The organism is Streptomyces echinoruber (assembly GCF_014651135.1).
GTDB classification, from domain to species: domain Bacteria; phylum Actinomycetota; class Actinomycetes; order Streptomycetales; family Streptomycetaceae; genus Streptomyces; species Streptomyces echinoruber.
Map to the genome: position 1 here is coordinate 36,902 of NZ_BMWH01000009.1, position 22,529 is coordinate 59,430.

At 74.9% G+C, this 22,529-nt stretch carries 17 protein-coding genes and 2 pseudogenes; 14 read left to right on the forward strand and 5 right to left on the reverse strand.

Annotated elements, in window-relative coordinates:
• Nucleotides 1-17: 17 nt before the first annotated feature.
• From IE225_RS13575 to IE225_RS13595, 5 genes are all read left to right on the forward strand, one after another.
• The gene (locus IE225_RS13575; protein ID WP_229879514.1) at nt 18-386 is read left to right on the forward strand and encodes a nucleotide pyrophosphohydrolase; all 369 of its coding nucleotides are present in this window, start codon (nt 18-20) and stop codon (nt 384-386) included.
• Nucleotides 387-553: 167 nt separating this feature from the next.
• Complete coding sequence (locus IE225_RS13580; RefSeq protein WP_190057727.1) at nt 554-1,024, forward strand: DUF6099 family protein; 471 nt, start codon at nt 554-556, stop codon at nt 1,022-1,024.
• A 105-nt stretch (nt 1,025-1,129) separates the two neighbouring features.
• Nucleotides 1,130-2,053, forward strand: a complete 924-nt coding sequence (locus IE225_RS13585; protein WP_190057728.1) for an LLM class F420-dependent oxidoreductase — start codon at nt 1,130-1,132, stop codon at nt 2,051-2,053.
• Between the two features lie 206 nt (nt 2,054-2,259).
• Nucleotides 2,260-3,900 carry a 3' terminal RNA ribose 2'-O-methyltransferase Hen1 gene (locus IE225_RS13590; protein WP_190057729.1) on the forward strand — a complete coding sequence of 547 codons (1,641 nt, stop codon included), beginning with the start codon at nt 2,260-2,262 and terminating at the stop codon, nt 3,898-3,900.
• Nucleotides 3,897-6,473, forward strand: coding sequence for a polynucleotide kinase-phosphatase (locus tag IE225_RS13595; RefSeq protein ID WP_190057730.1), 2,577 nt, complete (start codon nt 3,897-3,899; stop codon nt 6,471-6,473). The genes IE225_RS13590 and IE225_RS13595 overlap by 4 nt, the downstream gene beginning before the upstream one ends.
• Before the next feature lie 257 nt (nt 6,474-6,730).
• Here IE225_RS13595 and IE225_RS13600 read toward each other — a convergent pair.
• Nucleotides 6,731-7,705: pseudogene (locus IE225_RS13600) on the reverse strand (GlxA family transcriptional regulator); the annotation flags it as partial.
• 286 nt (nt 7,706-7,991) lie between these two features.
• On the opposite strand from IE225_RS13600, the pseudogene IE225_RS13605 reads away from it, so the two are divergent.
• The 4 genes and pseudogenes from IE225_RS13605 to IE225_RS13620 form a co-directional block, all read left to right on the forward strand.
• Nucleotides 7,992-8,573, forward strand: a pseudogene (locus IE225_RS13605) (cysteine hydrolase family protein); the annotation flags it as partial.
• Between the two features lie 200 nt (nt 8,574-8,773).
• Nucleotides 8,774-9,997, forward strand: a complete 1,224-nt coding sequence (locus tag IE225_RS13610) for an arginine deiminase (protein WP_190057731.1) — start codon at nt 8,774-8,776, stop codon at nt 9,995-9,997.
• Between the two features lie 99 nt (nt 9,998-10,096).
• On the forward strand, nt 10,097-11,104 hold the full coding sequence (gene argF, locus IE225_RS13615) for an ornithine carbamoyltransferase (protein ID WP_190057732.1): 1,008 nt from the start codon (nt 10,097-10,099) through the stop codon (nt 11,102-11,104).
• A gap of 196 nt (nt 11,105-11,300) precedes the next feature.
• Nucleotides 11,301-12,743, forward strand: a complete 1,443-nt coding sequence (locus tag IE225_RS13620; protein ID WP_190057733.1) for an amino acid permease — start codon at nt 11,301-11,303, stop codon at nt 12,741-12,743.
• On the opposite strand, the gene IE225_RS13625 is transcribed toward IE225_RS13620, so the two are convergent.
• Nucleotides 12,700-13,194: an ATP-binding protein gene (locus tag IE225_RS13625; RefSeq protein ID WP_190057734.1), complete on the reverse strand. Its 495-nt coding sequence runs from the start codon at nt 13,192-13,194 to the stop codon at nt 12,700-12,702. The two genes, IE225_RS13620 and IE225_RS13625, sit on opposite strands and share 44 nt — an antisense overlap.
• 254 nt (nt 13,195-13,448) lie before the next feature.
• Here IE225_RS13625 and IE225_RS13630 point away from each other — a divergent pair, with 254 nt between their 5' ends.
• Nucleotides 13,449-14,276: an enoyl-CoA hydratase family protein gene (locus IE225_RS13630; protein ID WP_190057735.1), complete on the forward strand. Its 828-nt coding sequence runs from the start codon at nt 13,449-13,451 to the stop codon at nt 14,274-14,276.
• Nucleotides 14,273-16,594, forward strand: coding sequence for a bifunctional salicylyl-CoA 5-hydroxylase/oxidoreductase (locus IE225_RS13635; protein WP_190057736.1), 2,322 nt, complete (start codon nt 14,273-14,275; stop codon nt 16,592-16,594). Before IE225_RS13630 ends, IE225_RS13635 begins: the two co-directional genes overlap by 4 nt.
• A 78-nt stretch (nt 16,595-16,672) precedes the next feature.
• Here the strand turns inward: IE225_RS13635 and IE225_RS13640 are convergent, their stop codons facing one another.
• Together IE225_RS13640 and IE225_RS13645 are read right to left on the reverse strand one after the other, a co-directional pair.
• Nucleotides 16,673-17,485 (reverse strand): PaaX family transcriptional regulator, encoded by an 813-nt coding sequence (locus IE225_RS13640; protein WP_190057737.1) that lies wholly within the window; start codon nt 17,483-17,485, stop codon nt 16,673-16,675.
• A gap of 29 nt (nt 17,486-17,514) precedes the next feature.
• A complete protein-coding gene (locus IE225_RS13645; RefSeq protein ID WP_373303183.1) occupies nt 17,515-19,221 on the reverse strand; it encodes an AMP-binding protein in 1,707 nt (568 codons plus the stop codon).
• A 163-nt stretch (nt 19,222-19,384) separates the two neighbouring features.
• Between IE225_RS13645 and IE225_RS13650 the strand changes: the two genes are divergently transcribed.
• A complete protein-coding gene (locus IE225_RS13650) occupies nt 19,385-20,692 on the forward strand; it encodes an acyl-CoA dehydrogenase family protein (protein WP_229879515.1) in 1,308 nt (435 codons plus the stop codon).
• Entirely contained in the window at nt 20,689-21,087 is a 399-nt protein-coding gene (locus IE225_RS13655) for a RidA family protein (protein WP_190057738.1), read from the forward strand. The genes IE225_RS13650 and IE225_RS13655 overlap by 4 nt, the downstream gene beginning before the upstream one ends.
• A 359-nt stretch (nt 21,088-21,446) precedes the next feature.
• On the opposite strand, the gene IE225_RS13660 is transcribed toward IE225_RS13655, so the two are convergent.
• On the reverse strand, nt 21,447-21,647 hold the full coding sequence (locus tag IE225_RS13660; protein ID WP_190057739.1) for a DUF5999 family protein: 201 nt from the start codon (nt 21,645-21,647) through the stop codon (nt 21,447-21,449).
• A gap of 261 nt (nt 21,648-21,908) precedes the next feature.
• Here IE225_RS13660 and IE225_RS13665 point away from each other — a divergent pair, with 261 nt between their 5' ends.
• Nucleotides 21,909-22,391, forward strand: coding sequence for a DUF6299 family protein (locus IE225_RS13665; protein WP_190057740.1), 483 nt, complete (start codon nt 21,909-21,911; stop codon nt 22,389-22,391).
• Nucleotides 22,392-22,529: the final 138 nt, after the last annotated feature.

Sequence of the window (22,529 nt, forward strand, 5' to 3'; positions counted from 1 at the left end):
GTGGTACACCTGGACGCGTGACCCCCGTGACAGAGGAACCCGCGGGCGGCGGGACACCACCCCGCGACCTCGCCCGACTGCAGCGCCGGCTGGCGCGGTTCGCGGCCGTGCGCAACTGGCAGCCGTACCACACCCCCAAGAACCTCGTCGCCGCGCTCAGCGTGGAGGCGTCCGAACTGGTGGAGATCTTCCAGTGGTTGACGCCCGAGGAGTCCGCCCGGGTCATGGACGACCCCGACACCGCGCACCGGGTGCGGGACGAGGTCGCGGACGTGCTCGCGTATCTCCTGCAACTGTGCGAGGTGCTCGGCGTCGACCCGCTGGCGGCGCTGGAGGAGAAGATCGACCGGAACGAGCGCAGGTTCCCGCCGCCGGAGCCCTCTTGACGGCCAGTCACTCTCAGTTACGAACTCGGCGTTCGAAACCGATTTGTTGTCCACGGATTTCCGTTTTCCTCTGGCTTTTCGTCTCAAGCGCCCTCACTCTGGGTAGTGGATTAGGGAGTTCGGGCGGACGGACGGTCGGCACCCACACGAGGGGACGGGGGCAGCGCATGGACGCGGTGCGGCTCATCCTGGCGAGCAGACGCGCCCTGGCGGCGAGCGGCGAGGCGCAGGAGACCATGGCGGAGGTGTGGCAGGCGCAGGCACTGGCCCAGGCCATCGGCAGTCGTCTCGCGGTCTTTGGGCCGCCCGAACTGCGCGGCGAGGCGCTGGGACTGACCGAGCTGGCGGGCCGGGGCTGCGGTGTGCTCGACGCGCCGGACCTCGATCCGGGGCAGCTGCGCGCCGCCCGGCTCACCGTCCTCGACGACGCCCGCCAGGTGCTGCTCTGCCTCGGCAGCCTGCTCGGCGAGGTCGGCATCGCCCTGGTCGGCATGGCCAGCGCCGCCGCCGACGAGGGCACCTACTGGCAGTGCATGGAGGCGATCGACGCGGCCGACGAGTCCCGCGACCGCGTCCTGGAGATGCTGCGCAGACTCGCCGACCGCGACCAGGCCGTGCCGGAGAAGGAGGCGGGCTGAGCCGGGGCACCGGATGCCAGTGGTACCGGATGTCGGTGGCGTCGGGCGCCGGTGGCGCCGGATGCCGGTGGGACCGGTGCGGACGGGAATGTGCAGGATGGACGCATGGACCTTCGTATCTTCACCGAGCCCCAGCAGGGGGCCACCTACGACACCTTGCTGACCGTGGCCAAGGCCGCCGAGGACCTCGGCTTCGACGCCTTCTTCCGCTCGGACCACTACCTGAAGATGGGCACCGTGGACGGACTGCCCGGTCCCACGGACGCCTGGATCACCCTGGCCGGCCTCGCCCGCGAGACGAAGCGCATCCGGCTCGGCACGCTGATGACGGCGGCCACCTTCCGGCTGCCCGGCGTGCTCGCCATCCAGGTCGCGCAGGTCGACCAGATGTCCGGCGGGCGCATCGAACTCGGCCTGGGCGCGGGCTGGTTCGAGGAGGAGCACAAGGCGTACGGCATTCCCTTCCCGAAGGAGAAGTTCGGCCGCCTCGAGGAGCAGCTGGAGATCGTCACCGGGCTGTGGGGCACGCCCGTCGGCAAGACCTTCACCTTCCACGGCACCTACTACGACCTGACCGACTCGCCCGCGCTGCCCAAGCCGGCCCAGAAGAGGATCCCGGTGCTGATCGGCGGCCACGGCGCCACCCGCACCCCGCGGCTGGCCGCGCGCTTCGCCGACGAGTTCAACATCCCCTTCGCCTCGGTCGAGGACAGCGAGCGGCAGTTCGGCCGGGTCCGCGCCGCCGCCCAGGAGGCCGGCCGCGACCCCGGCGAGATCACGTACTCCAACGCCCTGGTCGTCTGCGTCGGCAGGGACGACCAGGAGGTGGCCCGCCGCGCCGCCGCCATCGGCCGCGAGGTCGACGAGCTGAAGGCGAACGGTCTGGCCGGTTCCCCGGCCGAGGTCGTCGACAAGATCGGCCGCTACGCCGAGATCGGCTCCCGGCGCATCTACCTCCAGGTCCTCGACCTGTCCGACCTGGACCACCTGGAGCTCATCTCCTCCCAGGTGCAGTCGCAGCTGTCGTAGCCCGCGGCCGGGCCGGGAGGCCGAGAAGCGGCGGCGGAGCCGCCGGCGGGGCGCGCCCGGGCACGGCGCGCCCCGCCGCGCCTTCGTCAGGAGAAAGGCCGCACTCCCGTCAGGAGAAGGGTCGCATCCCCGTCGGGAGGAAGGCCGCACCCCCGTCGGGAAAAACCGGTGGTCACCCGGGCCCCGGCGCCGGGAGACTCGACCGTATGTTCCTGACCCTCACCACCACCGGCACGCCCGAGCGCCCGGCCACCGACCTGGGGTTCCTGCTGCACAAACACCCCGACCGGGCGCAGGCGTTCAGTACCTCCCACGGCACCGCGCACGTCTTCTACCCCGAGGCGGACGCCGGGCGCTGCACGGCGGCGCTGCTGCTGGAGGTCGACCCGGTGGCGCTGGTGCGGCGCGGGAAGGGCAGGGGCCGCGGCGGCGCCCCGGACGCGGCGCTCGCGCAGTACGTCAACGACCGCCCGTACGCGGCCTCCTCGCTGCTGGCCGTGGCGCTGAGCGGCGTCTTCTCCAGCGCGATCCGGGGCGTGTGCCGGGCCCGCCCCGAACTGCCCGCGCAGGCACGCCCGTTGCGCATCGCGATACCGGCCCTGCCCGCGCACGGCGGCCCCGACCTGGTACGGCGTCTCTTCGAGCCGCTCGGCTGGGCGGTCACCGCCGAACCGGTGCCGCTGGACGAGACGTTCCCGGAGTGGGGCGACTCGCGGTACGTGCGGCTGACGCTGGAGTCGCAGACGCTGACGCTCGCGGAGGCGCTGCGGCACCTGTACGTCCTGCTGCCGGTGCTCGACGGCGCCAAGCACTACTGGGTCGCCGCCGACGAGGTCGACAAGCTGCTGCGGGCCGGCGAGGGCTGGCTGCCCGGCCACCCGGAGCAGCAGCTGATCACCAGCCGGTACCTGGCGCGCCGCCGGTCGCTGACCCGCGAGGCGCTGGAGCGGCTGGAGTTGGTGCGGCTGGCCGAGGCCGACGACACCGAGGTCGAGGAGATCGACAACGCGGTCGCGGCCGACGACACCGAGACCGAGGAGACCGAAGCCGAGGAGACCGAAGCCGAGGAGACCGAAGCCGGGGAGACCGGGGCCGAGGGGACCGGGGCCGAGGGGACCGGCACCGCGGTGGCGGCCGGCGCCGGCCCGGAGGAGAGGCCCGTGCCGCTGGCCGTGCAGCGGCGGGCGGCGATCGTCGCGGCCCTCACCGAGGCCGGGGCCGCCCGGGTCCTCGACCTGGGCTGCGGACCGGGCCAGTTGGTGCAGGAGCTGCTGAAGGACCGGCGGTTCACCGAGATCGTCGGCGTCGACGTCTCCCGGCGCGCCCTCGCCCTCGCCGAACGCCGGCTGCGGCTGGAGCGGATGGGGGAGCGGCAGGCGTCCCGCGTGAGGCTGCTGCAGGGCTCGCTCGTCTACACCGACACCCGGCTCAAGGGGTACGACGCGGCCGTGCTCAGCGAGGTGGTGGAGCACGTCGACCCGCCCCGGCTGCCCGCCCTGGAGTACGCGGTGTTCGGCACGGCCCGCCCCCGCACGGTGATCGTGACCACCCCGAACGTCGAGTACAACGTCCGCTGGGAGACCCTCCCGGCCGGACACGTGCGGCACGACGACCACCGCTTCGAGTGGACGCGGGAGGAGTTCCGCACCTGGGCGCGGGCCGTGGCCGCACGCCACGGGTACGCGGTGGACTTCCGGCCGGTCGGCCCGGACGACCCCGAGGTGGGCCCGCCCACGCAGATGGCCGTGTTCACCGCGGTGACGCCGAACGAGGCGCACAAGAACAAGACCAGCGAGAACAAGACCAGCGAGCACGAGACCGACGAGAAGGAGGCGAGGACGGCATGACCGAGACACGCACGGAGCGGGTCCTGCCCGTCACCGACCTCTCCCTCGTGGTGCTGGTCGGCGCCTCCGGCTCGGGCAAGTCCACCTTCGCCCGCCGCCACTTCAAGCCCACCGAGGTGATCTCCTCCGACTTCTGCCGGGGGCTGGTCGCGGACGACGAGAACGACCAGAGCGCCACCGGGGACGCCTTCGACGTGCTGCACTACATCGCCGGCAAGCGCCTGGCCGCCGGCCGGCGCACCGTCGTCGACGCCACCAGCGTGCAGTCCGAGGCCCGCCGGAAGCTGATCGACCTGGCGCGTCGGCACGACGTGCTGCCCATCGCCATCGTGCTCGACGTGCCCGAGGAGGTGTGCGCCGCCCGCAACGCGGCCCGCCCCGACCGGGCCGGCATGCCGCGCCGGGTGATCCAGCGCCACATCCGCGAACTGCGGCGCTCGCTCCGGCACTTGGAGCGGGAGGGCTTCCGCAAGGTGCACGTCCTGCGCGGCACCGAGGAGGTGGAGCAGGCGCGGATCGTCACCGAGAAGCGCTTCAACGACCTGACCCACCTCACCGGCCCGTTCGACATCATCGGCGACGTGCACGGCTGCTCGGCCGAACTGGAGGCGCTGCTGGACAAGCTGGGCTACGTCGACGGCGTGCACCCGCAGGGCCGCATGGCCGTGTTCGTCGGCGACCTCGTCGACCGCGGCCCGGACACCCCGGGCGTGCTGCGCCGCGTGATGTCCATGGTCGCCGCCGGCCACGCGCTGTGCGTCCCCGGCAACCACGAGAACAAGTACGGCCGTTACCTCAAGGGCCGCAAGGTGCAGCTCACCCACGGGCTGGCCGAGACCGTCGCGCAGATGGAGCGGGAACCGGAGGAGTTCCGGGCGCGGGTGCGGGAGTTCATCGACGGGCTGGTCAGCCACTACGTCCTCGACGGCGGCCGGCTCGTGGTCTGCCACGCCGGCCTGCCCGAGAAATACCACGGCCGCACCTCCGGCCGGGTGCGCTCGCACGCGCTGTACGGCGACACCACCGGCGAGACCGACGAGTTCGGGCTGCCGGTGCGCTACCCGTGGGCGGAGGAGTACCGCGGCCGGGCGGCCGTGGTGTACGGCCACACGCCGGTGCCGGAGGCCACCTGGCTGAACAACACCATCTGCCTGGACACCGGCGTCGTCTTCGGCGGCCGGCTCACCGCGCTGCGCTGGCCGGAGCGGGAACTGGTCGACGTACCGGCCGAGCGGGTCTGGTACGAGCCGGTCAAGCCGCTGCGGAGCGAGGCGCCCGGCGGGCGGGAGGGCCGCCCGCTGGACCTGGCCGACGTGCAGGGGCGGCGGGGCGTGGAGACGCGGTACGCCGGGCGGGTCGCGGTGCGCGAGCAGAACGCGGCCGCGGCGCTGGAGGTGATGAGCCGCTTCGCCGTCGACCCGCGGCTGCTGCCCTACCTCCCGCCGACCATGGCGCCGACCGCGACCTCGCGGATCGACGGCTACCTGGAGCACCCGGCGGAGGCGTTCGCACAGTACGCGCGGGACGGCGTGGCGCGGGTGGTGTGCGAGGAGAAGCACATGGGGTCGCGGGCGGTGGCCCTGGTGTGCCGGGACGCGGAGGCGGCCCGCCGCCGCTTCGGCGTCGGGGCCGCCTCCCCCTCGGACGGGGTTGAGGGCGGGGAAGGACCGACCGGCTCCCTCTACACCCGCACCGGCCGGCCCTTCTTCGACGACCCGGCGGTCACCGAGGAGGTCCTCGCCCGCCTGCGCCGCGCCGTGGACGAGGCCGGCCTGTGGGAGGAGCTGGAGACGGACTGGCTGCTGCTGGACGGCGAGCTCATGCCGTGGTCGCTGAAGGCGTCCGGGCTGCTGCGCCGCCAGTACGCGGCGGTCGGCGCCGCCTCGGGGGCGGTGTTCCCCGGCGCGCTCGCCGCGCTGGAGGGCGCGGCCGCCCGCGGGGTCGACGTGGCCGGCCTGCTGGCCCGGCAGCGGGAGCGGGCGGCGGACGCGGCCGCGTTCACGGCGGCGTACCGGCGCTACTGCTGGAGCACCGACGGCCTCGACGGCGTACGCCTCGCACCGTTCCAGCTCCTGGCCGTCGAGGGGCGCAGCCTGGCCGCGCTGCCGCACGACGAGCAGCTCGCCCTGCTCGACCGGCTCGTCGAGCACGACGGCAGCGGCCTGCTGCAGACCACGCGGCGGCTGTACGTCGACACCGGCGACCCCGACTCGGTGCGCGCCGGCGTCGACTGGTGGCTGGAGATGACCGGCCGCGGCGGCGAGGGCATGGTCGTCAAGCCCGTCGGCGCGCTCGTCCGCGACCCGGAGGGGCGCCTGGTCCAGCCCGGCGTCAAGTGCCGCGGCCGCGAGTACCTCCGGATCATCTACGGCCCGGAGTACACCCGCCCCGACCACCTGGCCCGGCTGCGCGAGCGCTCCCTCGGGCACAAGCGCTCCCTCGCCCTGCGCGAGTACGCCCTGGGCCTGGAGGCCCTGGACCGCCTGGCCGGGGGCGAGCCGCTGTGGCGCGTGCACGAGGCGGTGTTCGGCGTGCTGGCCCTGGAGTCGGAGCCGGTGGACCCGCGGCTGTAGCCGGGGGCGGCCGGCGGCGTGCGCCCGCCGCCGGCCGTGTGCCGTCTCCCGTCCGTCGCCGGCCGTGTGCCGTCTCCCGTCCGCCGCCGGCCGCGTGCCACCTCCCGCCCGCCCGGGACAGCCCGGACGGCTTCACCGCGGGCCGCGCGCCCGCGGGGGCGGGGCTTCGGCGCCCGCCGGGCGGGCCTGCGCCCGGGGCGCCCCCGCCCGCGCGGACGTCCCGCGCCCCCGGCCGTGCCCCCGCGCCGGACGCCGTCCGCGGCGAAGGCCGTCCGGTACGCCCGCGGACTCGTGCCCAGCCGGGCCGCGAAGTGCTGGCGCATGGTGACCTCGCTGCCGAAGCCGGCGCGGCGGGCGACCTCCGGGACCGGCAGGTCGGTGCGCTCCAGGAGCCGCTGGGCGGCGGCGAGCCGCTGGTCCAGCAGCCAGCGCAGCGGCGTCGTGCCGGTCTGGGCGGCGAAGCGGCGGGCGAAGGTGCGCGGGGACATGCCCGCGCGGCCGGCCAGGGCGGCGACGGTGAGGGGCTCGCCGAGGTGCCGCAGGGCGTACTCGCGCACGGCCGCGAGCGCGTCGGCGTCGCGGTCCTCGCGCGGGACGGGGCGCTCGACGAACTGGGCCTGCGTCCCGGTGCGGAACGGCGCCGTCACCATCGAGCGGGCGACGGTCGCCGCGACCTCCGCGCCGTGCACCGTGCGCACCAGGTGCAGGCACAGGTCGATCCCGGCGGCCGTCCCGGCGGCGGTCCAGATGCCGCCGTCCTCGACGAACAGCGCGTCGGGCACGACGGTGACCCGGGGGTGGCGGCGGCGCAGCAGGTCGACGAGGGCCCAGTGGGTGATCGCCCGGCGGCCGTCCAGGAGCCCCGCCTGCGCCAGGGTGAACGCCCCGCCGCACAGCGCGGCCAGCGTGGTGCCGCGGGCGTGGGCGCGGCGCAGCGCCGCCAGGACGGGGGCGGGCGCCGGGGTGAGGTGGTCGTCGAGGCCGGGCACCACCACCAGGTCGGCGCGGTCCAGCCAGGCCAGGGTGCGGTCGGGGACCAGGGTCAGCCCGCCGCGCATCGGGACCGGGTCGCGGCCGGCGGCCACCCGGCGCAGCTCGAACGGGGGCACCCCGCGGTCGGTGCGGTCGGCGCCCCACACCTCGGTGACCACGGAGACGTCGAAGGCGCGGATGCCGGGGAAGGCGACGAGCGCGACACGGTAGGCACGGTCCACGGCCTGGCAGTAAACCATCGATCGCTGTCTTCCGTACCTCTGGGGCGGCCGCGCGCCGGGCGGCAGGATCAAGGGCATGGAGACCACGGAGACCACCGGGACCAGAGAGAACACGGAGGCCGCACAGGCCATGGAGACCACCGAGGCCATGGGGACCAAGAAGGCTGAGGAGACCAAGGAGGCCGAGGAGGCCGCAGCGAGCACGGAGGCCGCAGCGAGCACGGAGGCCGCAGCGAGCACGGAGGCCGCAGCGAGCACGCAGGCCACGGCGAGCACGCAGGCCACCGCGACCGCGGGCGTCGCGGACCTCGCGGCGAACGCCGCGCTCGTCGTCGTCGACGTCCAGCGGGGCTTCGACGAGCTCGGCTTCTGGGGGCCGCGCAACCATCCCGAGGCCGACGGCAACATCGCCTCCCTCATCGACGTCTGGCAGGCGACCGGCCGCCCGGTCGTGTTCGTCCGCCACGACTCGGCCGAACCGGACTCGCCGCTGCGCCCCGGCCGGCCCGGCAACGGTTTCAAGGACTACGTCGAACAGCGGCGCGGCGGGGGCGCCGGCCCCGAGCTGCTGGTGACCAAGAGCGTCAACTCCGCCTTCTACGGCACCCCGGACCTGCACGCCTGGCTGCGGGCGGCGGGCATCGGGCAGCTCGTGCTGGCCGGCATCCAGACCAACATGTGCGTGGAGACCACGGCCCGCATGGGCGGCAACCTCGGCCACGACGTGCTGGTCGCCTTCGACGCCACGTACACCTTCGACCTCCAAGGGCCCTTCGGCTGGCGGCTGACCGCGGACGAGGCCGCCCGCGCCTCGGCCGTGTCGCTGCACGGCGGCGGGTTCGCCCGGGTGGTGACGACCGAGGACGTGGTCCGCGCCGCCAAGTGAGCCGCCGGGCCGGCCACCGAGCGAGCCGCCGAGTGACCCGCCGAGCCGGCCGCCGGGCGGGCGAACCTGTGGGCGAACCGGCGGGCGGGCGGAGCGAGGCGCGGCGGACGGAGCGAGGCGCGGTGGGCGGACGGGGACGAGGTGCGGCGGAAACCGCCGAGCGGGGGATGAAGAAGCGCCCCGGCGGTCAGGATGGAGTCATGGGATTCCACGTCGACTCCGAGACCGGGCGGCTGCGCCGCGTCATCCTGCACCGGCCGGACCTCGAACTCAAAAGGCTCACCCCCAGCAACAAGGACGCCCTGCTCTTCGACGACGTGCTGTGGGTGCGCCGGGCGCGCGCCGAGCACGACGGGTTCGCCGACGTGCTGCGCGACCGCGGGGTCACGGTCCACCTCTTCGGGGAGCTGCTCGCCGAGACCCTGGACGTGCCGGAGGCCCGGACCCTGATCCTGGACCGGGTCTTCGACGAGAAGGAGTACGGCCCGCTCGCCACCGACCACCTGCGCGCCGTCTTCGAGGCGCTGCCCGCGCGGGAGCTGGCCGAGGCGCTGGTCGGCGGGATGACGAAGCGGGAGTTCCTGGACGCGTACGAGGAGCCGGTGTCCGTGCGCTTCCACGCCATGGAGCTGGACGAGTTCCTGCTGGACCCGCTGCCCAACCACCTGTTCACCCGGGACACCTCCGCCTGGATCTACGACGGGGTGGCCATCAACGCGATGCGCTGGCCGGCCCGGCAGCGGGAGACGGTGCACTTCGAGGCGATCTACCGCCACCACCCCCTCTTCCGCGACCAGTCCTTCCACATCTGGTCCGAGGGCCAGGCCGACTACCCGTCCACGATCGAGGGCGGCGACGTGCTGGTCATCGGCAACGGCGCCGTCCTGATCGGCATGAGCGAGCGCACCACGCCGCAGGCCGTGGAGATGCTCGCGCACAAGCTGTTCGCCGCCGGGTCGGCGACCACGATCGTCGCGCTCGACATGCCCAAGCGCCGTGCCTTCATGCACCTGGACACGGTGATGACGATGGTCGACGGCGACACCTTCACCCAGTACGCCGGCCTCGGCATGCTCCGCTCGTACACCATCGAGCCGGGCGTGGGCGAGAAGGAGCTGAAGGTCACCGACCACCCGCCGGAGCACATGCACCGCGCGATCGCCGCCGCCCTCGGCCTGAGCGAGATCCGGGTGCTCACCGCCACCCAGGACGTGCACGCGGCCGAGCGCGAGCAGTGGGACGACGGCTGCAATGTGCTCGCCGTCGAACCCGGTGTCGTCGTCGCCTACGAACGCAACGCCACCACCAACACCCACCTGCGCAAGCAGGGCATCGAGGTCATCGAGATCCCGGGCAGCGAGCTGGGGCGGGGCAGGGGCGGCCCGCGCTGCATGAGCTGTCCGGTGGAGCGGGACGCCGTATGAGCGCCCGGCACCCACCCTGTCGCATAGAAATGCTGGCCGTCGTATAGAATTCCATGGGTTCGTTCCGCAGACCCGTGTCCCCCTACCCAGGAGCGCCCCATGGCGACAGTCCCGACCGCCCTCGCCGGCCGCCCCTTCCTCAAGGAGCTCGACTTCACCGCGGAGGAGTTCCGCGGCCTGGTCGAGCTGGCCGCCGAGCTGAAGGCCGCCAAGAAGGCCGGGACCGAGACGCCGTACCTGCGCGGGAAGAACATCGCGCTGATCTTCGAGAAGACCTCGACCCGCACCCGCTGCGCCTTCGAGGTCGCCGCCGCCGACCAGGGCGCCCGCACCACCTACCTGGACCCCTCCGGCTCGCAGATCGGCCACAAGGAGTCCGTGAAGGACACCGCGCGCGTCCTGGGGCGGATGTACGACGCCATCCAGTACCGCGGCGACAGCCAGCGGAAGGTGGAGGAGCTCGCGGCGTACGCCGGCGTGCCCGTCTACAACGGGCTCACCGACGACTGGCACCCCACCCAGATGCTCGCCGACGTGCTCACCATGACCGAGCACCGCGCCGGGCCGCTGGAGGAGACCGCCTTCGCCTACCTCGGCGACGCCCGCTTCAACATGGGCAACTCCTACCTGGTCACCGGCGCCCTGCTCGGCATGGACGTGCGCATCGTCGCGCCCAAGAGCTACTGGCCCGCCCAGGAGGTCGTCGACCGCGCCCAGGAGCTCGCCGCCGGCAGCGGCGCCCGCATCACCCTCACCGAGGACGTCGCCGAGGGCGTGGCCGGCGCCGACTTCGTCGCCACGGACGTGTGGGTGTCGATGGGCGAGCCGAAGGAGGTGTGGGGCGAGCGCATCGCCGCCCTCGCGCCGTACGCGGTGACCATGGACGTGCTGCGCGCCACCGGCAACCCGGACGTGAAGTTCCTGCACTGCCTGCCCGCCTTCCACGACCTGGGCACGGAGATCGGCCGCGAGATCCACGAGGCCCACGGCCTGGAGTCCCTGGAGGTGACGGACGAGGTGTTCGAGTCGGCGCACTCCGTCGTCTTCGACGAGGCCGAGAACCGTCTGCACACCATCAAGGCGGTCCTGGTCGCCACCCTCGCCTGAGCCCCGCCGGCCGGCCCGGCCGCACCCCGTCCCGACCGGTGGCCCGGACCCACCCCGTCCACGGCCGCCGCGCGACGGCACCCCGTCGCGCCCGCACCACCGGAAAGCCACCGGAAAGCCACCGGAAGCCACCGGAAAGCCACCGGGAACGAGCACCACCCGCATGCCCGTACCACCAGAAACGAGCACCACCCGCATGCCCGCATTCCGCACCAAGTCCCCCGCCCTTCTCCTCGCCGAGGCCGGAACCGACCGCGCGGGCCACGGCCTGCGGCGGACGATGGGGTTGTTCCAGCTCATCTGCTTCGGCGTCGGCGCGATCGTCGGCACCGGCATCTTCGTCGGCCTGTCCGACTCGGTCGCCCAGGCCGGGCCCGCCGTCGTCGTCTCCTTCGTCCTCGCCGCCGTCACCTGCGTGCTGACCGCGTTCTCCTTCGCCGAGCTGGGCGGCGCCCTCCCGGTCTCCGGCTCCTCCTACTCCTTCGCCTACGCCGGCCTCGGCGAGACGGCCGCCTTCCTCGTCGGCTGGTGCCTGCTGCTGGAGTACGGCGTGTCGGTGTCCGCGGTCGCGGTCGGCTGGAGCCAGTACGTCGACGAGCTGCTGCACAGCCTCACCGGCCTGTCCCTGCCCGCCGCGCTCACCGCCGGCCCCGGCGACGGCGGCGTCGTCAACCTGCCCGCGGTGCTGGTCATCGCCCTGGCCGCGGTCCTGCTGGTGCGGGGGGTGCGGGAGAGCGCCCGGGCCACGGCCGCGATGGCGGTGCTGAAGCTGGCGATCCTCGCCGCGTTCTGCGCCATCGGGTTCAGCGCCTTCCAGGACGGCAACCTCACCCCCTTCGCGCCGGCCGGGCTCGGCGGCGTCGGCGCCGGCACCACGGCCGCGTTCTTCTCCTACATCGGCTTCGACGCGATCACCACGGCCGGAGAGGAGGCCAAGGACCCGCGCCGGCACGTTCCGGTCGCCATCCTGGTGTGCATGGGCGTGGTCACCCTGCTGTACTGCGCGGTCGCCCTCGCCGCGATCGGCGCCGTCGGCGGCGACCGGGTCGGCGGCCGGCCCGCCGCGCTGTCGTACGTCGTCAACGAGGTCACCGGCTCCTCGGTCGGCGGCGGGGTGGTCGCCTTCGGCGCGGTCGTCGCGATCGCCTCGGTGGTGCTGGCCGTGCTCTACGGCCAGACGCGCATCCTGATGTCGATGTCCCGGGACGGGCTGGTCCCGCGCGTCTTCGAGCGGGTCTCGCCGCGCACGGCCACGCCGGTGGCGGGCACGGTGCTCGTCGCGGTGGTCTTCGCCCTGCCGGCCGCCTTCGCCTCGCTGGACGCCGTGGTCGGCCTGTGCACCATCGGCACGCTCGCCACCATGGCCGCCGTCAACGTGGCCGTGATCGCGCTGCGCCGCCGCGAGCCGGGCCTGGCGCGTACCTTCCGGGTGCCGCTGTACCCGGTGGTGCCGCTGCTGGCCACCGGCTGCTGCCTGTACCTGATGTACGAGACGGGCGGCGCGGCCTGGATCCAGTTCGCCGTGTTCCTCGCGGCCGGGCTGGCGGTGTACGCCGGCTACGGCCGCCGCCACTCGCGGCTGGCCCGGGGCGCGGCTACTCCGGCGGGCGTCGCCGAGAAGGCGGAAGCGGCAGTCTGAACCACACCGCCTTGCCCGATTCGGTGGGGCGGTGGCCGCAGGACGAGCTGAGGGTGCGGATCAGCAGCAGGCCCCGCCCGTGCTCCTGCCAGGGGTCGGGCTCGGTGTCCGGGGGGCGGGTGAGGTTGCCGGGCGGCGCCGGGTCGGGGTCGTGCACCTCGACGTGGCAGCCGGTCGGCAGCAGTTCCACGACCAGCCGGATGGGGGCCTCGCCGGAGGTGTGCTCCACGGCGTTGGCCACCAGCTCCGCCGTCAGCAGCTCGGCGGTGTCGCTGTCGGCCGCGTGCTCCAGCTCCGTCAGGGCGGTGCGGACCAGGGCGCGGGCCACGGGCACGGCCGCGGTGGTGTGCGGCAGCGCGACGCGCCAGGACGGCGGGGACGCCACGCAGTGCCCCGGTGAGGGGTGGTGGCCGGATGCCGGGCAGGCGGGGGCGGCGGGGCGTTCGTCCAAGGCGGGTCCGTTCGTGGCGCAGCGGGCCCCGCCGTCCGCCGGCGGGCCGTCCTGCTGTCAACAAGGGGATCGTACGGGGGCCTACCCGGCCCGGCGCCCCACCCCACCGCCGCGCTCCCGTCGTTGCCGCACGAGGAACAGGTTGCGGCCGTTTCGTTACCGATGTGACGGATGGTGACCGGCCGCCTGCCGGGCGCACCGGGTGTGTCGCGCGCTCGTGACGACCGTCACAACTCAGTGATAGCTTCGACGGTATGAGTCCCTTCACCGGCTCCGCCGCCCGCACCTCCCACTGGCGGCACCTGCGCGTCGCCCTCGACGACGGCGTCGCCACCGTCACCCTGGCCCGCCCCGAGAAGCTCAACGCGCTCACCTTCGGCGCCTACGCCGACCTGCGCGACCTGCTCGCCGAACTGGCCCGCGAGAGGGCGGTGCGCGCGCTGGTGCTGGCGGGGGAGGGGCGCGGCTTCTGCTCCGGCGGCGATGTCGACGAGATCATCGGCGCCACCCTGGCCATGGACACCGCGCAGCTGCTCGACTTCAACCGGATGACCGGGCAGGTCGTGCGGGCCGTGCGCGAGTGCCCCTTCCCGGTGGTCGCCGCCGTGCACGGCGTGGCCGCCGGCGCCGGTGCCGTCCTCGCCCTGGCCGCGGACTTCCGCGTCGCCGACCCCCGGGCCCGCTTCGCCTTCCTCTTCACCCGGGTCGGCCTCTCCGGCGGCGACATGGGCGCCGCCTACCTGCTGCCCCGCGTCGTCGGCCTCGGCCACGCCACCCGCCTGCTGATGCTCGGCGAGCCGGTCCACGCGCCCGAGGCCGAACGCATCGGCCTGATCAGCGAACTCACCGGCGAGGGCCGCGCCGACGAGGCCGCCCACGCCCTGGCCCGCCGCCTCGCCGACGGCCCGGCCCTCGCCCACGCCCAGACCAAGGCGCTGCTGACGGCCGAGCTGGACATGCCGCTGGCCGCCGCCGTGGAACTCGACGCCGCCACCCAGGCCCTGCTGATGAACGGCGAGGACTACGCCGAGTTCCACGCGGCCTTCACCGAGCAGCGGCCGCCCAGGTGGCGGGGACGATGAAGGTCGCCGTCATCGGCGGCGGCCCCGGCGGCCTGTACGCCGCCGCGCTGCTCAAACGCCTCGATCCGGCCCGCGAGATCACCGTCTGGGAGCGCAACGCCCCCGACGACACCTTCGGCTTCGGCGTCGTGCTGTCCGACGAGACCCTCGGCGGCATCGAGCACGCCGACCCCGCCGTCCACGCCGCCCTGCAGCGGGAGTTCGTCCGCTGGGACGCCATCGACATCGTGCACCGGGGCGTGCGGCAGACCTCCGGCGGCCACGGCTTCGCCGCCCTCGGCCGGCGCCGACTGCTGCGCATCCTGCACGAGCGGTGCCGCTCGCTCGGCGTCGACCTGCGCTTTCGCACCCTCGCGCCGGACCCGGGCGAGCTGGCCCGCACCCACGACCTGGTCGTCGCCGCGGACGGCGTGCACAGCGGCACCCGGGCGGCGTACGCGCACGTCTTCCGCCCGTCCGTCACCACGCACCGCTGCCGCTACATCTGGCTCGCCGCCGACCTCGCCTTCGACGCGTTCCGCTTCGAGATCGCCGAGACCGAACACGGCGTGATGCAGCTGCACGGCTACCCCTACGCCCGCCCGTCCCCCGGCCACCACCCCGCGACGAGGCCCCGCGGGCCGCGGCACCGGCCCGGCGCGTCCACGGTGATCGTCGAGATGCGCGAGGAGGTGTGGCGGGCGGCCGGCTTCGACACGCTGAGCACGCGGGAATCGGTCGAGCGCTGCGCGAAGATCTTCGCCGACGCCCTCGACGGACGGCCCCTGCGCTCCAACGCCTCGACGTGGACGAGGTTCCGCACGGTCGTCAACGACCGCTGGTCGCACGGCAACGTCGTCCTCCTCGGCGACGCCGCCCACACCGCCCACTTCTCCATCGGCTCCGGCACCAAACTCGCCGTCGAGGACGCCCTCGCCCTGGCCGCGTGCCTGCGGGAGCACGACGGCCTGGATCAGGCGCTGACGGCCTACGAACAGGAGCGCCGGCCGGTCGTCGCCTCCACCCAGCGCGCCGCCCGCGCCAGCCTGGAGTGGTTCGAGGACCTCGCCCTCTACGTCCGCCAGCCGCCCCGCCGGTTCGCCTTCAACCTGCTCACCCGCAGCCGCCGCGTCACCCACGGCAACCTCCGCCTGCGCGACGCGCGCTTCACCGAGTCCGTGGAGCGCGAGTTCGGCTGCCCGCCGGGCACCCCGCCCATGTTCACGCCGCTGCGGCTGCGCGACCTGACCCTGCGCAACCGCGTCGTCGTCTCCCCGATGGACATGTACTCGGCCGTCGACGGCGTCCCGGGCGACTTCCACCTCGTCCACCTCGGCGCCCGCGCCCTCGGCGGCGCAGGGCTGGTGATGACCGAGATGGTGTGCGTCAGCCCCGAGGGCCGCATCACCCCCGGCTGCGCCGGCCTGTACGACGGCCGCCACACCCAGGCCTGGCGGCGCATCACCGACTTCGTGCACACCCACGCGCCGGGCACCGCGCTCGGCGTGCAGCTCGGCCACTGCGGCCGCAAGGGCTCCACCAAGCCGATGTGGGAGGGCCTCGACGAACCCCTCGACACGGGCAACTGGCCGCTGGTGGCCGCCTCCCCGCTGCCGTACACGCCGCGCAGCCAGACCCCGCGCGCACTCACCCGCGCCCAACTGACCGACATCCGCGAACAGTTCACCGCCGCCGCGCAGCGCGCCGCCCGCGCCGGGTTCGACCTGCTGGAACTGCACTGCGCCCACGGCTACCTGCTCTCCGGCTTCCTCTCCCCGCTCACCAACCGCCGCACCGACGCCTACGGCGGCTGCCTGGAGCGACGGCTGCGCTTCCCGCTGGAGGTCTTCGACGCCGTACGCGCCGCCTGGCCCCCGGAGCGGCCGATGACGGTGCGGATCTCCGCGACCGACTGGGCCGAGGGCGGGACGAGCGCCGAGGACGCGGTGGAGATCGCGCGGGCCTTCGCCGCGCACGGCGCCGACGCGATCGACGTGTCGACGGGACAAGTGGTGTCCGAGGAACGGCCGGAATTCGGGCGCTCGTACCAGACGCCGTTCGCCGACCGCATCCGGCAGCAGACCGGGACACCGGTGATCGCGGTCGGCGCGATCTCCTCCTGGGACGACGTCAACTCCCTGCTGCTGGCCGGGCGGGCCGACCTGTGCGCGCTGGCCCGCCCGCACCTGTACGACCCGCACTGGACGCTGCACGCGGCCGCCGAGCAGGGCTACACCGGTCCGGGCGCCGTCTGGCCGGCGCCGTACCGCGCGGGCAGCAGGCGCCCGCCCACCGGCCGTACGGACGCCCCCAAACCCCGCCTTTCCTTGGGGAGTTGAGCGGCACCGGCCCGCGCGCCGGCGGCGGGAGGGCGACGGGAAGCCGGCGGAAGGCCGGTGGGAGGCCGGTGGGAGGCGTCACACGCCGACGAAGGCCGCCCCCGCGTCCCGCAGACGCGCGTGCAGCGCCTGGAAGACGGCCGCCGAGCGGGCGCCGGGCCAGTCGGCGGGCAGCAGGCGGGCGGGCAGGCCGGGGTCGGCGTAGGGCAGGCGGCGCCAGGAGTCCAGGGCGAGGAGGTAGTCGCGGTAGGCGTCCTGCGGCGGGGTGTCCGGGCGCCGCTCCCAGGCGCGCAGGACGGGCGCGTGCCGTTCCAGGAACGCCTCGTGCTGCTGGGCGATCGCCGCCAGGTCCCACCAGCGGGCGACCGCGTCCGCGGTGGGCGTGAAGCCCAGGTGCTCGCCATGGAAGAGGTCCACGTACGCCTCCAGGCGCAGCCGCTGCAGGGCGTGCCGGGTCTCGTCGTACAGGCGGGCCGGGGCGATCCACACGCCGGGGGCCGCGGTGCCGAAGCCGAGGGAGGCCAGCCGGGAGCGCAGCACGTGCCGCCGCTGCCGCTCCGACTCCGGCACGGAGAACACCGCGAGCACCCAGCCCTCGTCCGCGGCGGGCGCCGCGGCGTAGATGCGGCGGTCGCCGTCGTCGAGCACCTGCCGTGCGTCGCGGGAGAGTTCGTACCCGGCCGTGCCCTGCGCCGTGCGGGCCGGCAGCAGCAGCCCGCGCCGCTTCAGCCGGGACACCGCCGAGCGGACCGAGGGCGCGTCCACCCCGACCGCGGCCAGCAGCCGGATCAGCTCGGCGACGGGCACCGGGCCCGGCCAGGAGCGGCCGTAGGCGCCGTAGAGCGTGACGATGAGAGACCGGGGGGCGTGCTGCTCGGACACGTTGATCATCTTAAGTCGATCGGCTCAGGCCGCTGGCATCACCGCTGGTCGTCTCCGCCGTCACCACCGTCACGGCCGGCGCCGCCGGCCCGGCCCGGGCGCAGTCTGAACCGCTGGAGCTTGCCGGTCGCCGTGCGCGGCAGCGCGTCCAGGAAGACCACCTCGCGCGGGCACTTATACGGCGCCAGCTCCGCCTTGACGAACGCGCGCAGCGCCTCCGCGTCCCGCCGCGCGCCCTCGCGCGCGACGACGTACGCCACCACCACCTGCCCGCGCTCCTCGTCGGGCCGCCCCACCACCGCCGCCTCCGCCACCTCCGGATGGCGCAGCAGGGCCTCCTCGACCTCGGGCCCCGCGATGTTGTACCCGGCGGAGACGATCATGTCGTCGGCGCGGGCCACGTAGCGGAAGTAGCCGTCGGCGTCGCGGACGTAGGTGTCGCCGGTGACGTTCCAGCCGTCGCGGACGTAGCCGCGCTGCCGCTCGTCGGCGAGGTAGCGGCAGCCCACCGGGCCGCGCACGGCGAGCAGGCCGGGCTCGCCGTCCGGCACCGGCACGCCCCGCCCGTCCTGCACGCGCGCCTGCCAGCCGGGGACGGGCAGCCCCGTGGCGCCGGGGCGGGCCGCGTCGTCGGCCGCGGAGATGAAGATGTGCAGCAGCTCGGTGGCGCCGATGCCGTTGATCAGGCGCAGCCCGGTGCGCTCGTGCCAGGCGTGCCAGGTGGCCGCGGGCAGGTTCTCGCCGGCCGAGACGCAGCGCCGCAGGCAGGCGACGTCGTACCCGTCGAGCCCGGCCAGCATCGCGCGGTAGGCGGTCGGCGCGGTGAACAGCACCGAGACGCGGTGCTCGGCCACGGCGGCCAGTAACTGCCGCGGCGCCGCCTGCTCCAGCAGCAGCGCGCACGCCCCGGCCCGCAGCGGGAAGACGACCAGGCCGCCCAGGCCGAAGGTGAAACCCAGCGGAGGAGAGCCGGCGAACAGGTCGTCCGGCCGGGGCCGCAGCACGTGCCGGGAGAAGGTGTCGGCGATCGCCAGCACGTCCCGGTGGAAGTGCACACAGCCCTTGGGACGCCCGGTGGTGCCCGAGGTGAACGCGATCAGCGCCACGTCGTCGGCGGCCGTGCCGACCGCCTCGTACGGCGTGCCGGGCACCGGACGGCCGGACGGGCCGGTGGGGCCGTCACCGCCGTACACCGTGATCTCCAGGCCCGGCACGCCCGCCTTGACCAGGTCGTCCACCGACCGGGCGTCGCACAGCGCGTGCCGCACCCGGGCGAGGGCGCACATCGTGGCCAGTTCGTGCGGGCGGTGCCGGTCCAGCACGGTGACCGCGACCGCGCCCGCCTTCAGCACCGCCAGCCAGCAGGCCGCCAGCCACGGCGTGGTCGGGCCGCGCAGCAGGACGCGGTTGCCGGGGACGACGCCGAGCGGGCCGGTGAGCAGGTGCGCGACGCGGTCGACGCGGGCGCGCAGCTCGCCGTAGGTCCACACCTCCCCGGCGGCCGTGCGGAACGCCGGGCGGGCCGGATCGGGGCCGGCCAGCAGCTCGGCGGCCGCGTTGAGCCGGCCTGGATAGCGCAGCTCCGGCAGGTCGAAAAGCAGATCGGGCCACTGGCCGGGCGGCGGGAGGCGGTCGCGCGCGAAGGTGTCGACGTGGGCCGAGGGCACCGGTTCCACCGGTTCGCGGGCGGCGGCGTCCGGGTCGGCGGCGTCCGGGTCGGCGGCGTCCGGGTTGGTGGCTGCCATGGCGGTTCGCCCCCTTCGCCGTGGTGGGCTCGCGCACCGAGCGTATCGTGTTGGTGACGGCAGTCAATGGTGCGCGATACCGTCGTCGGGTACGCCGCCCGAGAGGCGCAATCCCGCGTGCGGGCGGCGGACTTCGGCGCAGGCGGCAGAGAGGGGCCCGGTGATGCCCGCGTTCTCGCTCGAACCGACGCAGACCTCCTGGTGCGCCGAGCTGCGCGCCCTGGCCGCCGACCGGCTGCGCCCCCTGGCCGCGCGGGGCGAACCGGGCCGCGTCAACCGGCCCCTGGTCGCCGAACTCGGCCGACTCGGCCTGCTCGCGCGGCTGTTCGCCGCCGGCGCCCTCGACCTGTGCCTGATGCGCGAGTCCCTCGCCCAGGTCTGCACCGAGGCCGAGACCGCCCTCGCCCTGCAGGGCCTGGGCGCCCACCCCGTGCACGCCCACGGCACCCCCGCCCAGCGCGACCGCTGGCTGCCGCCGGTGACCGGGGGCGGCGCCGTGGCCGCCTTCGCGCTCAGCGAGCCCGGCGCCGGCTCCGACGCGGCCGCCCTCTCCCTCGCCGCCGTGCCCGACGGCCCCGCCCGCTGGCGGCTCACCGGCGACAAGTGCTGGATCTCCAACGCCCCCGAGGCCGACGTCTACACCGTCTTCGCCCGCACCACCCCCGGCGCCGGCGCCCGCGGCGTCACCGCCTTCCTCGTCCCCGCCGACCGCCCCGGCCTCACCGGCACCCGCCTCGACCTGCTCGCCCCGCACCCCGTCGGCACCCTGCGCTTCGACGCCGTCCCCGTCACCGCCGACGACGTCCTCGGCGGCGTCGACCGCGGCTTCGCCGTCGCCATGGGCACCCTGAACCTCTTCCGCCCCAGCGTCGGCGCCTTCGCCGTCGGCATGGCCCAGGCGGCCCTCGACGCCACCCTCGCCCACACCGCCCGCCGCGCGGCCTTCGGCGGCCGCCTGAAGGACCTGCAGGCCGTCTCCCACCAGGTCGCCGAGATGGCCCTGCGCACCGAGGCGGCCCGCCTGATGGTGTACGCGGCGGCCACGGCGTACGACGCGGGCGCCCCCGACGTGCGCGGCCGCGCCGCGATGGCCAAGCTGCTCGCCACCGAGACCGCGCAGTACGTCGTCGACACCGCCGTCCAGCTCCACGGCGCCCGTGCCCTGCAGCGCGGCCACCTCCTGGAGCACCTCTACCGGGAGGTGCGGGCGCCGCGCATCTACGAGGGGGCGAGCGAGGTCCAACGGACCGTGATAGCCAAGGAGTTGTACGCCACCGTGGACCACGCCGTGGACCACGCCGTGGACCACGCCGTGGACCACGCCGTGGACCACGCCGTGGACCACGGCGCGGATACCGGCGCGGATACCGGCGCGGACGCCGGCACGGGCATTGGCGCGGACACCGGCATGGGTGCCGGTGCGGACACCGGCACAGACACCGGCACAGACACCGGCGAGGCGGCCCGGTGACCGCCGGACGCGTCAACCCGCCCGGCCTGCCGACGCCGGCCGGCTTCTCCCACGCCGTGGTCGCCACCGGCTCCCGGGTGGTGTTCCTCGCCGGGCAGACCGCCCTGGACGCCGACGGCGGGATCGTCGGCGACACGCTCCCCGAGCAGTTCCGGCGGGCACTGGCCAACCTGCTGACGGCGCTGCGCGCGGCCGGCGGGACCCCGTCCGACCTGGCCCGGGTCACCGTCTACGCCACCGACGTCGCTGCCTACCGCCGCTACGCCCGGGAACTCGGCCGCATCTGGCGGGAGTCGGCGGGCCGGGACTATCCGGCGATGGCCGTCGTCGAGGTCGTGCGCCTGTGGGACGAACAGGCGCTGGTGGAGCTCGACGGCTTCGCGGTGCTGCCCTAGCAACCGCCGACATCGGTGCTGCCCCGGCTCCGCCGGCATGCCGGACATCGAGCCGAGCGCCGGAACCGTCGCGTACGAGGACACCGGCGATACGGCCGCGCCGCCGGGGGCGGAGCGGGGCCCGGCGCCGGCTCGGTGCCGGGACCTCGCGGTCGCTCGGCGGGCGGGTGGTCTTCCGCTCGGGCCGCGACGGTCAGCCGGGCCTCGGATGGGTGGTCTTCCGCTCGGGCCGTGACGGTCAGCCGGGCCTCGGATGGGTGGTCTTCCGCTCGGGCCGTGACGGTCAGCCGGGCCTCGGATGGGTGGTCTTCCGCTCGGGCCGTGACGGTCAGCCGGGCCTCGGGCGGGTGGTTTCCTGCTCAGGCCGCGACGGTCAGCCGGTCGGCGGGCAGGACGCGGCACGGGGCGGTCGCGCGGCCGTCCGGGAGCAGTTCGCCGCCGTCGTCGAAGACGACCGTGCCGTCGCACAGCAGGTTCCAGCCCTGTTCGGGGTGGGCGGCGACGACGTGCGGCTGCTCCTCGTGGCCGGGGCGCGGGGACGAGGTCTGGTGGGAGCACATGGCGCACCTCCACGTCGAGGTCCTGGCGGACGGCCCGGTGGCGGTGCCGTCCCTCTGTACAGACCCTGCTCCCGCCGCCTGATGCACCGAAAGCGCCCGCCGGGATTCGTGACAGGACCCGGACAGTGCGCTGACCGTCCCGCGACGGCCGTGGCGAGGCCGCCGCCGATCCGGGCGGACTCGCCACCGAAGGGGTGACGATCACGGCCGCCGGTCCGAGCGCCCGGTACCAGTGGAAGCCCCACTCCAGGAGGTTTCCCGATGATCAAGTCTCCCCTGCGTCCCGTCCTCGGCGCCGTCGCCGGCGCCGCGCTGCTGGCCTGCGCCGCCATGGGCGCGCCCGCGTCCGCGGCGGCGAGCGACACCGTGACCGTCGACCGGGTCGGCCGCCTCGCCGCGGACGGCACCCTCACCCTCTCCGGCACCTACCGCTGCACCGCCGCCACCGGCCCGGTGTTCGTCAGCTCCTCCGTCAGCCAGGACCCCCCTCGGGACTCCACCGAGGACTCCGCCCGGCCCGCCGATCACGCCGCCTCCGTGCAGTACGCCATCGGCGGCACCCGCGCCGTGTGCGACGGCGCCGCGCACCGCTGGGTGAACACCGGGCGGACCGCGCCGTCCACCCTCCGGTCCGGTGCGGCGCACGTCGAGGCGACCCTCGTGGAACTGCGCGCGCAGGGGCTTGCGCTGCTGCCGCACTTCCACGACGTGCGGCAGCAGGACATCACCCTGGTGGCCGACTGACCCGGGCGGGTGCGGTGGGCGCGCCGACGCGCCCGTGCGCCGAGTGACGGAGGCGGGCCGAGTGACGGAGGCGAGCCGAGCGACGATGCGGTCCGTCGCCGGACGTGGGCTGCCGGTGGACGTGGGCCGCCGGTGGAC